The sequence below is a fragment of the Paenibacillus sp. 7516 genome (assembly GCF_002272715.1).
GTDB classification, from domain to species: Bacteria; Bacillota; Bacilli; order Paenibacillales; family Paenibacillaceae; genus Paenibacillus; species Paenibacillus illinoisensis_A.
In genome coordinates, this window is sequence record NZ_NPBI01000040.1 from 1 (window position 1) to 18,115 (window position 18,115).

General features: G+C 48.6%; 17 protein-coding genes. All 17 read left to right on the top strand.

Going from position 1 to position 18,115, the window contains the following annotated elements:
* The first annotated feature begins 156 nt into the window (after positions 1–156).
* The 17 genes from CHI14_RS26645 (at position 157) to CHI14_RS26725 (ending at position 17,985) form a co-directional block, all read left to right on the top strand.
* Positions 157–1,350, top strand: coding sequence for a PucR family transcriptional regulator (locus CHI14_RS26645; protein WP_249281255.1), 1,194 nt, complete (start codon positions 157–159; stop codon positions 1,348–1,350).
* A gap of 103 nt (positions 1,351–1,453) precedes the next feature.
* Entirely contained in the window at positions 1,454–2,578 is a 1,125-nt protein-coding gene (locus CHI14_RS26650) for an ABC transporter ATP-binding protein (RefSeq protein ID WP_095292957.1), read from the top strand.
* A gap of 287 nt (positions 2,579–2,865) precedes the next feature.
* Complete coding sequence (gene hprK, locus CHI14_RS26655) at positions 2,866–3,804, top strand: HPr(Ser) kinase/phosphatase (protein WP_095292959.1); 939 nt, start codon at positions 2,866–2,868, stop codon at positions 3,802–3,804.
* A 152-nt stretch (positions 3,805–3,956) separates the two neighbouring features.
* Positions 3,957–4,994, top strand: coding sequence for a prolipoprotein diacylglyceryl transferase (lgt, locus tag CHI14_RS26660; RefSeq protein WP_095292962.1), 1,038 nt, complete (start codon positions 3,957–3,959; stop codon positions 4,992–4,994).
* Between the two features lie 6 nt (positions 4,995–5,000).
* A complete protein-coding gene (gene ppaX, locus CHI14_RS26665) occupies positions 5,001–5,657 on the top strand; it encodes a pyrophosphatase PpaX (protein ID WP_095292964.1) in 657 nt (218 codons plus the stop codon).
* A complete protein-coding gene (locus CHI14_RS26670; RefSeq protein WP_095292966.1) occupies positions 5,654–6,187 on the top strand; it encodes an acyltransferase in 534 nt (177 codons plus the stop codon). Before ppaX ends, CHI14_RS26670 begins: the two co-directional genes overlap by 4 nt.
* A 482-nt stretch (positions 6,188–6,669) precedes the next feature.
* Positions 6,670–7,896, top strand: coding sequence for an ATP phosphoribosyltransferase regulatory subunit (locus CHI14_RS26675; protein ID WP_095292968.1), 1,227 nt, complete (start codon positions 6,670–6,672; stop codon positions 7,894–7,896).
* A 1-nt stretch (position 7,897) separates the two neighbouring features.
* Positions 7,898–8,557: an ATP phosphoribosyltransferase gene (hisG, locus tag CHI14_RS26680; RefSeq protein ID WP_095292970.1), complete on the top strand. Its 660-nt coding sequence runs from the start codon at positions 7,898–7,900 to the stop codon at positions 8,555–8,557.
* A 79-nt stretch (positions 8,558–8,636) separates the two neighbouring features.
* Positions 8,637–9,941 carry a histidinol dehydrogenase gene (hisD, locus tag CHI14_RS26685; RefSeq protein ID WP_095292972.1) on the top strand — a complete coding sequence of 435 codons (1,305 nt, stop codon included), beginning with the start codon at positions 8,637–8,639 and terminating at the stop codon, positions 9,939–9,941.
* Positions 9,934–10,563, top strand: a complete 630-nt coding sequence (gene hisB, locus CHI14_RS26690) for an imidazoleglycerol-phosphate dehydratase HisB (RefSeq protein WP_095292974.1) — start codon at positions 9,934–9,936, stop codon at positions 10,561–10,563. Before hisD ends, hisB begins: the two co-directional genes overlap by 8 nt.
* 3 nt (positions 10,564–10,566) lie before the next feature.
* Positions 10,567–11,193, top strand: a complete 627-nt coding sequence (hisH, locus tag CHI14_RS26695) for an imidazole glycerol phosphate synthase subunit HisH (RefSeq protein WP_095292976.1) — start codon at positions 10,567–10,569, stop codon at positions 11,191–11,193.
* A 130-nt stretch (positions 11,194–11,323) separates the two neighbouring features.
* Positions 11,324–12,058, top strand: a complete 735-nt coding sequence (gene hisA, locus CHI14_RS26700) for a 1-(5-phosphoribosyl)-5-[(5-phosphoribosylamino)methylideneamino]imidazole-4-carboxamide isomerase (protein ID WP_095292978.1) — start codon at positions 11,324–11,326, stop codon at positions 12,056–12,058.
* A 27-nt stretch (positions 12,059–12,085) separates the two neighbouring features.
* Positions 12,086–12,847: an imidazole glycerol phosphate synthase subunit HisF gene (gene hisF / locus CHI14_RS26705; protein WP_095292980.1), complete on the top strand. Its 762-nt coding sequence runs from the start codon at positions 12,086–12,088 to the stop codon at positions 12,845–12,847.
* Complete coding sequence (gene hisIE, locus CHI14_RS26710; protein WP_095292982.1) at positions 12,840–13,568, top strand: bifunctional phosphoribosyl-AMP cyclohydrolase/phosphoribosyl-ATP diphosphatase HisIE; 729 nt, start codon at positions 12,840–12,842, stop codon at positions 13,566–13,568. The genes hisF and hisIE overlap by 8 nt, the downstream gene beginning before the upstream one ends.
* A gap of 11 nt (positions 13,569–13,579) precedes the next feature.
* A complete protein-coding gene (gene hisJ / locus CHI14_RS26715) occupies positions 13,580–14,404 on the top strand; it encodes a histidinol-phosphatase HisJ (protein ID WP_095292984.1) in 825 nt (274 codons plus the stop codon).
* An 82-nt stretch (positions 14,405–14,486) separates the two neighbouring features.
* Positions 14,487–15,434, top strand: coding sequence for a ribose-phosphate diphosphokinase (locus CHI14_RS26720; protein WP_095292986.1), 948 nt, complete (start codon positions 14,487–14,489; stop codon positions 15,432–15,434).
* Positions 15,435–15,711: 277 nt separating this feature from the next.
* A complete protein-coding gene (locus tag CHI14_RS26725) occupies positions 15,712–17,985 on the top strand; it encodes a helix-turn-helix domain-containing protein (RefSeq protein WP_095292987.1) in 2,274 nt (757 codons plus the stop codon).
* Positions 17,986–18,115: the final 130 nt, after the last annotated feature.

Below are 18,115 nucleotides of genomic sequence, written 5' to 3' on the forward strand. Positions count from 1 at the left end.
TCTTGTTAGAAAGAGCGATTAATCATTAATTTGATTAATCGCTCTTTTTGTATATTTGAAAATTAAGCAGCTGATTGCAGATCCAATGCATCGAAGGCGATGTATTGTAAGATATGATAAAATAATAGAAAAAAGCAAAGTGGTGGCGTTCATTATATGAAGCTCATACTTGGTCTTAAACAACAAATTGAATCCATTATCGGTACTAGCTTGGACGAATACGAGATTACCGTAGAAGAATGGAATCAATCTGCAATGCAATTAATCGATTGGGAACAGAATCAAAGCGGTCTACTTGAGATGGAAGCTCCCGAGGAAGGACAACCTGATCAGGAGTTAGCTTCTGGCGCGATAGCGAGTGTGAAAAGTTTAAATACAGAGGAACGTATCTACTTTAAAGTTAAGTTAAAAGAGAATGAAGGTACTTTAGTATGTTGGGGTTGCTCTGCTGGTTCCATAACAATGGAAACAAGGCGCTTAATTGAATTGCTGATTACTAACAGTGCAGACAGATTAACTGAAGAACTGCCAGTGATATATGAGAATAATCGAGAACAGGAATTTGCTGAATTGGGGAAGTGGCTACGGCAGAAGATAGAGCATCCCGCGGAGCAGGAATCCATTCCGGAGCAATTTTCATTTCGGGATGAGATGTATTCTGAAAAGATCCCGTTTCTGCTGCAATGTGAGACACCAGACGCCCATCGTATTCGTTCAAAGGAATTGAACAAGTTGCTGGGGAGTTATTTTGGTGAGGACATTATGCTGATTCCTCTGGGAGAGCAGGACTGGCTTTTTCTGAGCGATGAGCAGATTGTAACAGGTGAGGCGGAAGAGGATACTCTCGAAGCAAAAAAGGATTTACTAAATGCTTTTTGTTTGGGGTTATATGAGTTGGTGGCAAGTGAATGGGCAGGTGTGTTTCATCTATCTGCGTCTATGCCGTGTATTCCGGTGCATGAGTTATCGACAATTACAGGTCTGCTTGAAGAGAGTATTCATTTGGGAAGAGCATTTCACGTGGCTCAGCATATTCACTTACCATGGGAACTGCATCTTGAGCGATTGGTGGCGAGTATTCCTGAACAGCAGCGTCTTCGTTTTATCAAGGAGACGGGTAAGGATACGGTGATCTTTGAGGATAGTGAGACACTTGCAACACTGGAGACCTATTTTAGTCTGGACTGTAATGTCAGTGAGACAGCAAAGCGCCTTTTCATCCATCGCAATACGCTTATATACCGTCTGGACAAGATCAAACAGGAGATTGGTTACGATGTAAGAAGCTTTGAAAGTGCTGTTCTGGTGCGGCTTTTGCTCCTTATGTACAAAGTGACGAAAAAGCTCTGATATTTTTGTGCAGTTTGCGAATAGTCAAACATCACATGGATGGGTTAATATAAAACTACAAAATGTATTCGATTACAAAATGATCTCTGAGGAGGCAACAATCATGGCTGGTGTACGTTTAGAGCATATTTTCAAAAAATACCCGGGTTCTGATAAAGCAACAGTAGTTGATATTAACCTGGACATCAAAGATAAAGAATTCTTGGTACTGGTTGGACCGTCCGGTTGTGGTAAATCAACAACACTGCGTATGATCGCAGGCCTTGAGGAAATTTCTGAAGGTAAACTCTATATCGGTGACCGTGTCGTTAATGATGTTGCTCCTAAAGACCGCGATATCGCGATGGTATTCCAATCCTATGCCTTGTATCCGCATATGAGCGTATATCAAAACATGGCGTTTGGTTTGAAACTGCGTAAAGTGAAAAAAGACGAGATCGACAAACGTGTTCGTGAAGCAGCTAAAATCCTGGATATCGAGCATTTGCTTGAGCGTAAACCTAAGGCATTGTCCGGTGGTCAACGTCAGCGTGTCGCTCTGGGACGTGCGATTGTCCGTGATCCACAAGTCTTCTTGATGGATGAGCCTCTTTCCAACTTGGATGCGAAACTTCGTGGTCAGATGCGTGCGGAAATCACAAAGCTTGCTAAACGTTTGGAAACAACAGTTATCTACGTAACGCATGACCAGATCGAAGCCATGACAATGGGTGATCGGATCGTCGTTATGAAAGATGGTATCATTCAACAAGCAGCTTCTCCTGAAGAGCTGTACAACCACCCGGCTAACCTGTTCGTAGCAGGTTTCATCGGTTCCCCGACAATGAACTTTATCTCGGGTAAACTGGCTGAGCAAGGTGCTAACCTGCACTTCGTAGCTCCAGGCGTGGACGTTGAAATCCCGCAAGGTAAAGCACAAGTGCTGAAATCAAGAGGATACATTGGCAAGGAAGTTATTCTGGGTGTTCGTCCAGAAGACATCCACGAAGAGCCAGTATTCTTGGAAGCATCCCCGAACTCTGTCTTCTCTACACATGTAGACGTTACAGAGAACCTGGGTCACGAAATGCTCCTCTACTTGAGCGGTGTGGGTAACGATACGACAATCGCACGTGTAGATGGACGTTCCAATACTCGTGATGGTTCCACAGTTAAAATGGCAATTGACATGAACAAGGTTCATATCTTTGACAAAGAGACTGAAGTGAACGTTCTCCTTCAAGACTAATCATACTGGGATTCCTCGGATCCGATGGAACATCAGTTAACGCAATCATACATTGTATTCAGAGCCCCTTCCGTAGTTGCTGGAAGGGGCTTTTTTGATTCATGGGTGGCCGCGGCCCGCGATTGCATTCAACACTGAATTCATTTAAGATTATTTGAAGGCTGGTTTTGTTTTGTAGAAGTCTGTAACCTGAAACAAACGAAATGAATGCGCTAATAATGGAATGGAATTGACGCAAAAATGCTGATGTACATAGAGAGGCAGCGAATGCTGAAAGGAAGAGACAAATGGCGAAAAAAGTGAAAGTATCTGAATTGGTACAGCAGTTCCAGCTTGAGGTCGTTTCCGGATCTCAAGGTTTGAAGAGAGTAATTACTGTAGATGACTTGAACCGTCCTGGCCTCGAAATGGCCGGTTATTTTGAATACCATCCACAAGAACGGGTACAGCTGCTTGGGAGAACAGAGCTGGCCTTTTTTGCAATGTTACCTGAAGCAGAACGTCGTGACCGGATGCAGCGCTTATGCACGGAGGAAACACCGTGTATCTTGGTGACTCGCGGACTGGAAGTACCACAGGAACTTATCGAGATCAGTGAGGAGCAGAATCTGGCCGTGCTTCGCAGCAACATGGCAACAACGATTCTGTCCAGCCGTATTACCGGATTCCTGGAGCGTAAGCTTGCGCCAACAGCAACAATTCATGGCGTACTGTGTGATGTGAACGGAGTTGGTATGCTGATTACTGGCAGCAGTGGTATTGGTAAGAGTGAAACGGCACTTGAATTGGTGAAGCGTGGACACCGCCTGATTGCCGATGATGCCGTTGAAATCCGTCAAACATCAGACTTCCAGCTGCACGGAACCGCACCAGAGCTTATCCGTCACCTGCTTGAGATTCGTGGAGTCGGGATCATCAACGTAATGACATTGTTTGGTGCAGGAGCTGTTCGTAACAATAAACGAATTACCCTGGTAGTGCGTCTTGAGGCTTGGCAGCAGGACAAACAATATGATCGCCTCGGTCTGGATGAGGAAACAACACGAATCATCGATACGGATGTACCGCTGGTAACCATTCCTGTTCGTCCGGGACGAAACTTGGCTGTCATTATTGAAGTAGCTGCGATGAACTATCGTCTCAAGCAAATGGGACTTAACGCTGCGCTGCAATTTACGAACAAGCTGACAGCAACGATCTCGGAAGACATGGAAGACATGGACTAGGATAGTAGAAATATTTATTAGAAATGTAGGAACATGAGCTATACGTATTTAAAATAAAGACCAAGACTGGCCTGCTCTACTTCTTACGGAATTTGGAGCAGGTCCCATTTGGTCATGCATACAGATGAGTGAATTTATAGGAGTGTGAATGAATGGATACATTATTACTGTTGAACCCCATTGCGTTCTCCATTGGAGCGTTAAAGGTTCACTGGTATGGGCTTATTCTCGGTACAGCAGCACTCGTAGGTCTGCTGCTGGTTATCCGGGAGGGCAAGCGGTACAACATACCGCAGGAAGTATTTATGGATATGGTCCTGCTGGGTGTACCTTCTGCCATTATCGGAGCACGTATATACTACGTAGCTTTTCGATGGGATGATTATAAGGATAATTTCTGGGATGTCTTCAAGATATGGAATGGTGGTATCGCCATATATGGTGCGCTGATTGGCGCAATCATTTGTGCTGTCATTTTCTTCCGGCGTAAAGGGTACAATTTTTGGCGCATGGCTGACATTTGTGCACCTGGACTCATTGTTGGTCAGATGATTGGACGCTGGGGGAACTTTGTAAACCAGGAAGCCTACGGTGGACCTGTGGAAGAGTCCTTTTTACGGGACAAGCTGCATTTGCCAGACTTTATCGTCAATCAGATGAATGTGGAAGGCATATTCCACCACCCTGCATTTTTGTATGAGTCGTTATGGAGCCTTGTTGGCTTGGTTCTGTTGTTAGTTCTTCGTCGGCAGAAGTTTCTGCGTGCTGGTGAGTTGTTCATGTCCTACTTTATCTGGTACTCCATCGGTCGTTTCTTCATTGAAGCTCTGCGTACAGACAGTCTGGGCTTCCAGGCGCCACAATGGCTTGCTTCGCTCGTCAACGGTCTATGGTCTCCAATGACTGCACTGGGCTTCGAACAGGGTTATCTGGATCCAGCCTACGGGAACGTAAGAATTTCGCAATTGCTCGCCATTGGCATCATTATTGCAGCTATCATATTTATCGTATTGAGAAGAGTAACAGGAAGAGCCGATGCACGTTATAGTGATCCAATTGTATCTTCCAAGGTCTCATCTGAACCAACGGATGATATGCCGCAAGCAGGCCCGGTTGCCAGCAAAGAGAGTAAGGCAAGCCCAAGCCCCGCTAAAGAGGAGACGAAGCAAGCTGAGGATAAAAAGGAGTAATGCAGCATGATTGAAACGGTACTATTTGATCTCGACGGAACGATTATTGATACAAATGAGCTGATTATCAGCTCATTCCTGCATGTCATGGAAGGATGGGAGCATTCTGCTCCGTGGACACGTGAACAGATTATCCCGCACATGGGAGGCACACTGGAGCAGCAGATGCGTACCTTCTCCGGACAGGAGGAGGTGGCCGAGTATGTCAAAGGATACCGTGCATATAACGATATCCATCATGAAGCGATGGTAAAACCTTTTCCGCATGTGAATGAGGTTGTTGAGGCTCTGCACCAAGCGGGTATTGTAATGGGAGTAGTGACGACCAAGATTCGCCCATCTACGCTTAAAGTGCTGGAACGTTTCGACCTAATGAAATATATGAAATCCATTGTAACGGTAACCGATGTAACTCATCCGAAACCTCATGCTGAACCTGTACTTAAAGCGATGGAGGAGCTGGGTGCAGATCCGGCCAAAACGCTGATGGTTGGGGATAGCCCCGTCGATATCCAATCCGCTCAAAATGCAGGTGCACTTGCGGCAGGCGTTGCATGGTCTCTTAAGGGAGAGGCAGTGCTGAGTGAATATGGCCCGGATTATATACTGCATGACATGAAGGACTTGCTTACGCTGACCCGTATTGAAACGGGACGTTCATGAGAAAAGTTACCCGCTATCCGGTAGAGGGCCACAATGCACTCTGGCATATCTACAAGACGGTAAGTCCGTGGAAGGGTGTTCGCAACTTTATATGGATTCAGTTGTCACGGTACTGCCCGATTCTTCCGGTGAAGAACTGGATCTATCGCCATATGCTCGGTATGAAGGTGGGTAAACATACAGCGTTTGGACTGATGGTTATGGTGGATGTGTTCTTCCCCGAGAAGATCACCGTCGGCGAAAATTCAGTCATCGGTTATAACACCACGATTCTCGCGCATGAGTATCTCATTAAAGAGTACAGATTGGGAGAAGTCATTATCGGTGAAAATGTGCTAATCGGTGCCAACACGACAATTCTCCCGGGGGTAACCATCGGGGATGGAGCAGTGGTCGCTGCAGGAGCGGTCGTTCATAAGGATGTAGCCCCAGGAGCTTTTGTCGGGGGCAATCCTCTTCGTGAACTATCGCGCAAGGTGGATTCCAGTGAAGTGGAGCTTCACGTGAAAATGGATGAGCGCATCCATTAGGATAGGGTATCAAAAGGTATAGCAGAGGAAACTCCATCTAAGTTATGAGGAGTCATCCAAAATTACATGATATACAGAGGCACACGGCAATTGTGCTTCTGATGAGATAAGCTGCTGATGGCAGCTTTTTTCGTATACAGATGTTGCTGAGAGGACTTGTTTGAACAGAAATAAATGATAAGGCAGAGCCGGTAAGCTAGAGGACTGTATTGTTGACGATGAGGAGTCATTCATGTTATCATATCCCATATCCTTTAGTTTGTTAGCACTTTACCATATGAAAGCATTATGGAGTAGTAAAAACGTATCATCAATCAAGAACAGATCAAGAGTGCATCAAGAAGGCTGCCCGGCAGCATCTGAACACAGTCCCTTATTTAAGGGTAATAGAAGATGGAATCGGGATTTACGATACATAAATCCTACTTAAGATAAAGCTAAAGCCCATAAACCAAACTACTGACTCGGGGTGAATGATACCAATGTCCAAACCAAAAGGCTTCGAAAAACCGACAGGTTTTCGTGACTATACACCGCTTGTGGTTAACAAGCTGAGAACCATTGAACGGAACGTACTGGAATGTATGGAACGCTGGGGTTACCGCCAGATTATAACGCCAACGATTGAATATTACGATACGGTGGGAGTGGCGAGTTCGACCTCGGATCGAAAACTGTTCAAACTGCTGAATAATCGGGGAACTACACTTGTACTGAGATCAGATCTGACGGCACCCATTGCGCGAGTAGTATCTTCTCTATTAAAAGATGAACCGCTCCCGCTGCGTCTGTCCTATCATGCGAATGTGTTTCGTTCCATTGAAGAAGAAGCCGGACGTGAGGCGGAATTCTTCCAGACAGGTGTAGAACTGGTTGGCGATGATTCACCAGAGGCAGATGCTGAAGTGGTTGCACTTGCGATTGCCTCGCTGCAGGCAGCAGGGGTGTCTTCTTTTAAAATAGCGATGGGACATATGGGTTTTCTAAACGGCCTACTGGAGGAAGTCATTCCAGGGCAGACGGCACAACAGGCCGCACTCAAAGAAGGATTGCTCGGACGCGACTATGTTGGATATCGCCAGTCGATCGAGGAGCTCAATCTGGAACCCAAACCGAAAGAACAATTGGAAGCCATTCTGCGGTTGCGTGGAGGCAAAGAAGTATGTGCACATGCAGCAGAACTTAGCTCCAGTGCTGAAGCAGCGCAATCGATCGCTCATCTGTGTGCTGTCTTTGAAGTGCTGGAAGCCTACGGTGTATCGGAACATGTACTGATTGACCTGACAATGATCGGAGACTTCTCCTATTATACAGGCATGACCTTCGAAGGGTATGCGGCAGAACTCGGATCACCGGTGTGCAGCGGGGGACGATATGACAATCTGCTGCAGCAGTTTGGTCGCTCGCTTCCGGCGACGGGATTTGCGCTGAAAACGAACCGGATCATCGATGGAGTGCACGGCATTACGATGGAAGAGAACAAGCCAGTGCTTATCCAGTATGACAAGGCACGCCGAGCTGAAGCACTAGCGGAAGCGGCCCGTTTACGGAGCGACGGACAAAACGTGGTGACTAGCCTTTTATCGGATCATGAAGTAACAGAACCAGCAGCGGAAGTGGTTGCATCATCCGGTGGTAGCTCAGTGCGTTCGGCAAGGGACGTCTACGATCAGGTTATCACCTATCAAGCTGAACAAGGAGGACGCTGAGATGTCGGATATTTTGAAGGTAGCCATGCCCAAGGGCCGGATCTATAAAAAAGCTTCGAAGCTCTTCCGTGAAGCGGGCCTCGATATTCCTGTTGATGTAGATGACACACGAAAATTGGTCATTGAAGTACCCGAAGCAGGAATGGAGTTCATCATGGCGAAGCCTGTAGATGTGCCAACGTATGTGGAATACGGTGTAGCGGATATCGGAATTGTCGGTAAGGACGTACTGCTTGAGGAAAATCGGGATGTCTACGAACTGCTGAATCTGGGGATTGCACAGTGCCGCATGTCGGTCATCGGTCTGCCGGATTGGACACCGGGTATCCAGCAGCGTGTGGCAACGAAATACCCAAGAATTGCCTCTCAATATTTTCGCGAACAGGGGCAGCAGGTGGAAGTTATCAAGTTGAACGGCTCCATCGAACTTGCACCTCTGATCGGGCTGGCTGACCGGATTGTGGATCTGGTGGAGACAGGACAGACACTGCGTGAGAACGGATTGGTTGAGATGACAGGTATTCTGGATATCACGAGCCGCCTTATCGCCAACCGGGTGAGTTATCGGATGAAAAATGGACGGATTCAGGCATTATGTGATGCATTGCAGCAGGTCATTCCAGCGCCTAATGAATTTTCGGCAGGAAGCCTTCAAGGATAAAAGATCGGGCAAGAAGGGTTAGAGGAATGGATGAACACTTATGGCTGACAGGAAATATAGGGCCAGGGAGGTAGAAGGCATGAAAATTGTACCTGCACGGGAATTTGATCTGAAGCGTGAAGTGGATTATGGTACACCTGAGCAAAATGAAACGGTCCGGCGCATTGTCAATGACATCCGCCGGGAAGGGGATGCGGCCCTGCTGCGCTATACGGAGGAGCTGGACCGCACGAAACTGACTGCTGCGGCCCTGCGCGTTCCACAGGAAGAGCTTCAGGCGGCCTACGCTGCTGTAGAGCCTTCCTTCGTGACGGCGATTCGGCAAGCCGCCGCCAATATTAGAGCGTTTCACGTGAAACAGAAACGTAACTCGTGGATGGATTGGCAGCCGGACGGCAGTCTGCTGGGCCAGGTCATCCGGCCGCTGAAGCGGGTCGGGGTGTATGTGCCTGGCGGCAAAGCAGCGTATCCTTCGTCGGTGCTGATGAATGTCATTCCGGCACAGGTTGCAGGTGTGCCGGAGATTGTTATGGTGACGCCGCCGGCAACCAACGGCGGAGAGGGTATTGACCCGTACATTCTCGTAGCTGCCGCGGAAGCAGGCGTGAACGAGATGTACCGGGTTGGCGGCGCGCAGGCCATCGCCGCCCTGGCTTACGGCACGGAGAGCATTGCACCGGTCGACAAGATCTGTGGACCGGGAAATATCTACGTGGCGCTCGCGAAGCGAGAGGTTTACGGCGCGGTCGATATCGACAGCATTGCCGGGCCGAGTGAGATTGTGGTGCTCGCCGATGAAACGGCGAACCCGGTGTATGTCGCCGCGGATTTATTGTCGCAGGCGGAACATGACGAGATGGCATCGGCCATTCTCGTCACGACCTCGGCCGTGCTGGCGGAAGCCGTGCAGGCCGAAGTGCAGCGCCAGCTTGAGGCGCTGCCGCGGAAGGCGATCGCCGCTGCTTCGGTGGAGCAGTATGGCGCGATTATTGTGGTCGATTCCATGAATGAAGGCATCGATGTGGTGAACCGGCTTGCACCAGAGCATCTGGAAATTCTGGTGCAGGAGCCGATGGCTTATGCCGGCCGGATCGAAAATGCCGGCGCGATCTTCCTCGGCCCGTACAGCTCGGAGCCGGTAGGAGATTATTTTGCGGGACCGAATCATATCATTCCGACCAATGGAACTGCACGATTCAGTTCTCCGGTAGATGTGGATGACTTTATTAAGAAATCAAGTTTGATCTACTATAGCAAGGAAGCGCTGCTTCAAAACGGAGCGGCTATCATAGAACTGGCCCGCCATGAAGGGCTTGAAGGGCATGCCCGTGCAATCGCTGTACGGTTAGAACAGGAAGGGAAGGCGGAATCGGACAATGGATAAGCAAAATAACGGAGTAGAGCTTGAAACTACAGGTGCTGTGCGCCAGGCAGAGGTTGACCGCAAGACGAATGAAACCAATATTCAATTGGCATTTGCCGTAGATGGTACAGGGCAATCAACGATTGAGACAGACGTTCCTTTCCTGAACCATATGCTCGATCTGTTCACGAAGCACGGACAATTCGATCTGAATGTGCAGGCGCGTGGCGACATTGATATTGATGACCATCACACGGTTGAGGATATCGGAATCTGTCTGGGGCAGACCCTTCGCGAGGCACTCGGAGACAAACGGGGCATCAAGCGTTATGCGAGTGTATTTGTACCGATGGATGAGGCGCTTGCTCAGGTTGTCATTGATGTCAGCAACAGACCTCACTTCGAGTATCGTGCGGAGTATCCATCCCAGCAAGTGGGCAGCTTCTCGACAGAACTGGTGCATGAATTTCTGTGGAAACTGGCGCTGGAGGCGCGGATTACGCTGCACGTCATTGTTCACTACGGCCAGAACACACATCACATGATTGAGGCAATATTTAAGGCATTGGGACGCGCACTGGATGAAGCTACGATGATCGATCCACGTGTAACGGGCGTGCCTTCCACGAAGGGAGTGCTGTAGACGATGGCGATTGCAATTGTCGATTACGGTATGGGGAACCTGCACAGCGTCGGCAAAGCGGTCGAACGTCTTGGCTATGAAGCGCTGGTGACAGGTGACAGGGAAACGATTTTACAGGCAGACGGGGTCATCCTGCCCGGCGTAGGTGCATTTGGTGATGCCATGGAGCACCTGCGGGAGAGTGGATTGGACGCTGTTGTGAAAGAAGCGGCAGCTGGAACAAAACCGCTGCTTGGGATCTGTCTGGGCATGCAGCTGCTATTCAGCTCCAGTGAGGAACATGGGGAGCACACCGGATTGGATATCCTGCCAGGGAAAGTGGTGCGTTTTGCAGCAGGAGAACTGAAGGTACCTCATATGGGCTGGAATCGTCTGGAGTTCCTTCATCCGGAAAATCCTCTCTTTGATGGGCTTGAAGCCGGACATGTTTATTTCGTTCATTCCTATCACGCACGTACCGAAGTGGAAAGTGATCTGCTGGCAGTAACGGATTACGGACACCCGGTGACAGCCATTGTGGGAAGAGGAAGCAACTTCGGCATGCAGTTCCACCCGGAGAAGAGCGGTGAACTGGGCATGAAGCTGCTCGGAAACTTCCTGGCGTTGACAGGCAAGTCTAATCAGGGGTAAATCGGATTTCCCGGCAGGAGAACCGTTAGGTTGAAGCTATGCAGGATAGGCAGCCCCTATCCTACTTTTAATAAGCAGTCATACTCATATAGATGGATAAACCAATAAAGAACAAATCAGGAGGCCTTGTATGTCATCTTTTATCATATATCCGGCAATTGATATCCGGGACGGCAAATGTGTAAGACTGGTGCAGGGGGATTACAATCAGGAGACGGTATATAATGATGACCCTGTACAGGTTGCCCTTTCCTGGGAGAAGCAAGGTGGTACATACGTTCATCTAGTCGATCTGGATGGTGCAAAGGCGGGTCACCCCGTAAATGACGAACTCATTGGTCGCATTGCATCCGCAGTGAACGTGCCTGTTCAGGTAGGCGGGGGACTCCGCACCGTAGCTGATGTAGAACGCTTGCTGGGTCTTGGTGTAAGCCGGCTCATTATCGGAACAGCAGCAATTGAAGATCGGGCATTTACCGAAGAAGTGTTGGGACGTTATGGAGATAAAGTGGCAATAGGTATCGATGCCCGAAACGGTTATGTGGCTACTCGTGGCTGGCTGGAAACATCTGAGGTGCAAGCTGAAGTACTGGCGAAAGAACTCGCGGCATTCGGTGCCGAGACGTTTATCTTCACCGACATTTCTCGTGATGGAATGATGCAGGGGCCAAATGTAGAAGCCATTGTATCTCTCGCCAAAGCGAGCGGACGTAATGTTATCGCTTCCGGAGGTGTCAGTGTGATGGATGATCTGCTTCGCCTGAGCCGTCATGCGGATGATGGAATCGGAGGAGCAATTGTTGGTAAGGCGCTGTATACCGGCAGTATCGATCTGTCCGAAGCAGTGCGCGCAGTCAACAAGTAAAGGAACTGGGTAGAGAGGAAGAGGAGTATGCTGGCAAAAAGAATTATCCCCTGTCTGGACGTTAAGGATGGCCGGGTTGTCAAAGGCGTTAACTTCGTGAATCTCCGCGATGCGGGTGATCCGGTCGAGCTGGCGGCATTGTATGACCGTGAAGGTGCAGACGAACTGGTATTTCTCGATATTTCAGCTTCTGTAGAAGGTCGCGAAACGATGGAAGAAGTGGTACGGCAGACCGCTGGAGAAATCGCCATCCCCTTTACTGTTGGTGGTGGCATCTCCAAAGTTGAAGACATGAAGCGAATACTGCGTGCGGGTGCAGACAAAATCGCAGTCAACACGGCTGCTGTGCTGAATCCCCAGCTGATTGCCGACGGTGCTCGCCGCTTCGGTTCCCAGTGTATTGTAGTGGCCGTAGACGCCAAGTACAATGAAGCTTGGGGAGAGTGGGAGGTCTACACTCATGGAGGACGGAAACCTTCAGGAATCAAGGCGCTGGAATGGGTGAAACAGGCTGAGGAACTGGGAGCCGGCGAAATTCTGCTAACCAGCATGGATGCGGATGGAACCAAAGATGGATTCGACCTGAAGCTGACTGCTGCTGTATCCGAATCCGTACGAGTTCCTGTCATTGCTTCAGGCGGTGCGGGTAAGGAATCTCATTTCTATGACGTGTTTACTGCTGGCAAAGCAGATGCAGGACTTGCTGCAACGATATTTCATTATAAAGAGATCGCTGTACCGGCGTTAAAACAACATTTGAGAGAACAAGGGGTGGAGATCCGTGAGTAATGTAAGTAATGAAATCAGGGAGCGCTTATCCCTGGAGCAGGTTGTAGAGCATATCCGCTGGAGTGATGGTCTGGTACCTGCGATCGTGCAGGATGCCGAGACACGCCAAGTGTTAATGATGGCATATATGAACCGGGAATCATTGAAGTTGTCGCTGGAATCGGGAGAAACCTGGTTCTGGTCGCGTTCACGCCAAGAGCTGTGGCACAAAGGTGCTACGTCCGGGAACGTACAGACGATTACCTCACTGAAGTACGATTGTGATGGGGATACGCTGCTGGTAGAGGTTAAACCAAACGGTCCTGCTTGCCATACCGGTGAAGTGACCTGTTTCCATAATGAAATCGTGGGGCTGCCTCGGAAATCTACAGAACAATCCGGAAATAAGACAAACGCAGACTCTTCGGGATCAAGAGCAGAAGGCCGCTTTGACGTACTTGCTGAACTTGAATCCGTCATTGCTGAACGTGAAGTGGAACGTCCGGAAGGTGCATATACCACGTATCTATTCGATAAGGGCGTTGATAAAATATTGAAAAAAATCGGTGAAGAAGCGTCCGAAACGATCATCGCCGCCAAAAATAAAGATAATGATGAGCTTCGACTTGAGGTCAGTGATCTGATGTATCATCTGCTCGTTCTATTGCAAGAGCGCAAACTGCCGCTGGACGACATTATGGCTGAGCTGAGCCGCCGTCATGAACGGCCACGCCGCGATTAGGGGGTGCTCTAATGCGTATTGATTATCACACTCACCATGAGCGCTGCGGTCATGCTGTCGGCAAGCTTGAGGCTTATGTACAGCGAGGCGTGGAGATTGGACTGTCCCAGATTGGACTATCTGATCACATGCCTTTGCTGCATGTAGATCCAGCGAATTATTATCCCGAAATGGCCATGCCCATGGATGAGCTGCCTCGCTATGTGGAAGAATGCTTCTCGCTGAAAGAGCGGTACCGCGGTCAGATCGAGGTGCGTGTTGGCCTTGAAGGGGATTACATCGAAGGATGGGAGTCCGAAATCCGGTCAATCATTGAACGTTATCCTTGGGATTACATCATCGGTTCAGTTCATTTCCTTGGGGAATGGGATATCACCGACTTCCGTCAGACCCATCACTGGGAAGGCAAAGATATTTTAGAGGTATACCGTCAGTATTATGATGCTGTAAGTAAAGCTGCTGCTACAGGCATGTACGATATTATGGGGCACACTGACGTTATTAAGCGTTTTGGCTTCAATCCCTCACCGGAGCAGACGGAAGAGCGTATTGCACTGGAGAATGCTGCTCTGCAAGCTATTGCGAAGAGTGGCTGTGCTATGGAGCTTAATGCATCAGGCTTGTCGAAGCCTTGTGCTGAGATGTTCCCTAGTCGCCGGATGTTAACAGAAGCCATTAAGCTGGGTATCCCGCTGACCCTTGGTTCTGATGCCCACGCCCCACTTAAACTGGGTGAACATTTGCCTGAAGCCGAGCAACTTCTGCAGGAGCTGGGTTGTACGGAGGTGGCTGTTTTTGAAAGCCGCCGCCGCTCTTTCGTTCCTTTAAATGTATAAGGCAGTGGGGTATAATGAGGTTAGGAAATAACCTTGTTCAATAAGGGATTATATAGGGAATCTAACCCTCGGGAGGGGCATTATGCAACATTCGTTACGTATTTTTTCCGGTTCATCGAACCCCAAGCTGGCAGAACAGGTATGTGACAAGCTGGGTGTACAGTTGGGCAAAATTAAGCTGTCCCGGTTCAAGAGCGGAGAAATATACGTTCATTACGAAGAAACCATCCGTAACTGTGATGTGTTTCTGATCCAGTCACTGTCTCATCCGATTAACGAGCTGTTTGTCGAACTGCTCGTGATGATTGATGCAGCCAAACGGGCTTCTGCCCGCACAGTGAACATTATCGTTCCCTATTACGGATATGCCCGTCAGGAGCGCAAGTCTGCACCACGTGAGCCGATCTCGGCTAAAATGGTGGCAGATGTCCTGACGACAGCCGGTGCAAACCGGGTAGTGACAATTGATTTGCATGCAGCAGCGATCCAGGGCTTCTTCAATATTCCTGTCGATCATATGACATCGCTTGATCTGATAAGCGAGTACCTGCTCAGCAAAGGCATTGAAAATCCGGTGGTCGTATCCCCGGATGCAGGACGGGCATCCATGGCGGAGAAGCTGGCCAATCGGTTGGACTCACCTTTTGCCATTATGATCAAAAAGCGGCCGAGCCACAATGAATCCATCATTACACATGTGATTGGAGATGTGGAAGGACGCACGCCGATTATCATTGAGGATCTGATTGATACAGGGACGACGATTTTGAATGTTGTGGAAGGGTTGAAGGAGCGCGGATCCGAAAATGTGTATGTGTGTGCGACACACGGTCTATTCTCGGGTAATGCGCTAACCAAGCTTAATCATCCATCCATAGCCGAAGTGGTTGTCACAGATTCGATTGCGCTGCCTGATGACCATCCGGAGTGCTTCAAAGTCCTGCCTGTTGCGCCAATGCTGGCACGAGCCGTTCGCATTATTGTGGATGGCGGCTCCATGGCGACATTGTTTAGAGATTCCGGAATCTAAAGTGTTCATGAGATTTGCTGTTCCGTGTTTGAGTAGTTAGCTGCTCGGCACGGTTTTTTGTTTTTTTATCTGAATATGATATGAACGGCTTGATGCTATAATTCCCTGCTTGGCTGCTCTGAAGCTTGTGCTATAATAACATCAAATTGCATCTATCGGCTTATTTGGAGTTACCCGAAAAAAACGCCACAACTAGAGCAAGAACGAATGAAAATGTGATAAATAGGAGAACCACAGCTGATGTACATTAGCTCAGTGGAGTGAGGAGTGGGGTCTATTGTCCCGTACTTGGTATTATCGGTTACTCTTTTCGTATTTCCCTATTTTTTTTCTTACCGTGACCATACTCATTTTTATTGCTTTTGTGTTCATTAACGATATCTCCAGAGAAGAAACGAGAAAAGCGGACCGTATATCCGCCAGTTATCTGGTAGATAACCTCGATCGTACTATTCGTGATATTGAACTGTCGGTGACGGAGGCCGTACAGAGTGAGCAGGCGTATAAGCTCTACTTCAATAATCCAGGTCAGGCAAGTAAGGAAACGGTCTATACGATTGCGCAGAGTTTGCGTGAACTGACGAATTCCTCTTCATGGATTCAATCGATTTATTTATATGACAAGAAAAATGATAGCGCTTTAACTTCAAGCGGAGCCCGGGAAATAGAAGGCTTTGCAGATCAGAACTGGATTGATCAAATCATGTCGGGTTCCCTTGCTCCCGGGTGGCAGCCCCTTCGAGTATATGATGTGGAGTCGGTTCAGCGTACCCCAATCCGGGTGCTCACGGTTAATAAGGACATGCCTCTGCCCTTTGGTACCGATGGTGTATTGGTTATTAACATCAAGATGAGCAGTATTGAGCAGAGCATCGACAGCATGGTGAATGGACAACTTTCCTTCATGACTGTTACCGATCAGAAGGGTCAGGTTGTATATAATGCCCACTCAGACAGTGAAGGCGCTCATGGGGGACAACCATTAAATACACTTCATCTCGAGAGGCTTGGTTGGACGCTCCATAGTGGTATTAAGGCAGGCAATCTCTTTGGCTGGGTATCGGTCATTTCTTATGTATGGGTGTTTATTGCTGCCCTGACCGTTGTCTGTGCCATCATTTATATTGTTTATATTACTCGCCGCAATTATAAGCCTATTCAGATTATCATGAATCGAATTGAGGCCCATCAAATCAGAGCATCGGAGCAATCAGGGTCAAGTGTGGACGAAATGAAGCTGATTGACGGCGTGCTGGAAAATCTGATTAATCACATGATGGATTATGATGAGAAAAGCCGGGAAAATGCGCTGCTGCAGCGGAGCAAGCTATTCAACGATCTATTGCATGGCGAGAATCTGGATCGTGCCACTGAACGATTAAAGGAGCTATCACCGTTAACGGATACGGATCAGTCATCACACTTCACGGTTGTACTGGGAGAAATCAATCGATATGAGAAGGGGTTCCAGGAACGATACACGCGAGGTGAGCAGAACACGCTAAAATTTGCTCTGATGAACGTCTTGCAGGAGCTCACTCGTAACACGGCAATGCAATGCTGGATGGAGTGGGTGAGTGCGGACCGAATTGCGATCCTGTTCCAGTCTCTGGAACCAAGTGAAGATATGACTGACCGAATCTGTGCAGTTGCAGAAGAGTTCAGGTCTTGGGTGGAACAGAATCTCCGTATCTCACTTAGCTTCGGAATCGGGCCGATTGCCAGGGGCGTAGAAGCGATCCGTGACTCATATACAGCAGCAGAAGCCGTAATGCAGCGCAAGCTCCTGATGAATGGAGATGTGGTTCTGGCCGGGGCTGGTGAAACCTCTCAACAGTTGCTGGAAACCTACACCTACTTGCAGATGATGGCCGATTTTGTGAAGCGATTCCGAATGTCGAGCGGCCAGTGGCGTGACCTGCTTGAGGAGATTTTTACTGCCTTTGAGCACAACATGCTGCCTGATGATGATATTCTCTCTCTTCTAGAGGCCATGCTGCAGATGCTTCGCCGCGAAGTGGCCATGATGTCAGAGGAGCTACAGGAGAAATTATCCGAAGAGAACTTGAATAAGTGGTTAAAATCGATGCAGGAAGCGAAGACGCTTGAGGATGTTAAATCCATGCTGTTTGATGATCTGACCGAACTGTTCCGAACCTATGTATCGGTGACCGAAACCAAGAGTTACAGAGCACTGGTCAATGAGATGAAAACATACATTGAAGAACAGTTTGCGAATCCGGATCTTTCGCTGAAGCATCTGAGTGATCGATTCCAGGTTTCGGGCAAGCATGCAAGTTATTTATTCAAAACAGAGTTTAACATGAAATTTGTGGATTTCCTGACCGAGCTGCGGATGAAGGAAGTTGAACGACTTCTGGTCCATACCGATCTTTCGTTGCAGGACATTGCTCTGAAAGTCGGGTATGCCAACGGAATTACCCTTGGACGTGTGTTCAAACGGGTAACAGGGATCACACCAGGTGATTATCGCCGTTTGAAGCGTGAGCATCCCGCGGACAATCATGAAGGGAAAGAGTTCAGCGGCTGACTACATCAGACATGTACAGGGCGGAATTCGTGCAGGCGCTCTCCGTCAGGAGGGCATCATGCACGAATTCGCCCTATTGCTGTTGGAGCATAACGATCCCACTGACAGAGGGGCAGGTTATTGTGTGATA

Excerpts from the sequence above, each read along its gene's own strand:
- CHI14_RS26645 (WP_249281255.1), top strand. The coding sequence starts at position 157 with ATGAAGCTCATACTTGGTCTTAAACAACAAATTGAATCCATTATCGGT.
- CHI14_RS26650 (WP_095292957.1), top strand. The coding sequence starts at position 1,454 with ATGGCTGGTGTACGTTTAGAGCATATTTTCAAAAAATACCCGGGTTCT.
- hprK (WP_095292959.1), top strand. The coding sequence starts at position 2,866 with ATGGCGAAAAAAGTGAAAGTATCTGAATTGGTACAGCAGTTCCAGCTT.
- lgt (WP_095292962.1), top strand. The coding sequence starts at position 3,957 with ATGGATACATTATTACTGTTGAACCCCATTGCGTTCTCCATTGGAGCG.
- ppaX (WP_095292964.1), top strand. The coding sequence starts at position 5,001 with ATGATTGAAACGGTACTATTTGATCTCGACGGAACGATTATTGATACA.
- CHI14_RS26670 (WP_095292966.1), top strand. The coding sequence starts at position 5,654 with ATGAGAAAAGTTACCCGCTATCCGGTAGAGGGCCACAATGCACTCTGG.
- CHI14_RS26675 (WP_095292968.1), top strand. The coding sequence starts at position 6,670 with ATGTCCAAACCAAAAGGCTTCGAAAAACCGACAGGTTTTCGTGACTAT.
- hisG (WP_095292970.1), top strand. The coding sequence starts at position 7,898 with ATGTCGGATATTTTGAAGGTAGCCATGCCCAAGGGCCGGATCTATAAA.
- hisD (WP_095292972.1), top strand. The coding sequence starts at position 8,637 with ATGAAAATTGTACCTGCACGGGAATTTGATCTGAAGCGTGAAGTGGAT.
- hisB (WP_095292974.1), top strand. The coding sequence starts at position 9,934 with ATGGATAAGCAAAATAACGGAGTAGAGCTTGAAACTACAGGTGCTGTG.
- hisH (WP_095292976.1), top strand. The coding sequence starts at position 10,567 with ATGGCGATTGCAATTGTCGATTACGGTATGGGGAACCTGCACAGCGTC.
- hisA (WP_095292978.1), top strand. The coding sequence starts at position 11,324 with ATGTCATCTTTTATCATATATCCGGCAATTGATATCCGGGACGGCAAA.
- hisF (WP_095292980.1), top strand. The coding sequence starts at position 12,086 with ATGCTGGCAAAAAGAATTATCCCCTGTCTGGACGTTAAGGATGGCCGG.
- hisJ (WP_095292984.1), top strand. The coding sequence starts at position 13,580 with ATGCGTATTGATTATCACACTCACCATGAGCGCTGCGGTCATGCTGTC.
- CHI14_RS26720 (WP_095292986.1), top strand. The coding sequence starts at position 14,487 with ATGCAACATTCGTTACGTATTTTTTCCGGTTCATCGAACCCCAAGCTG.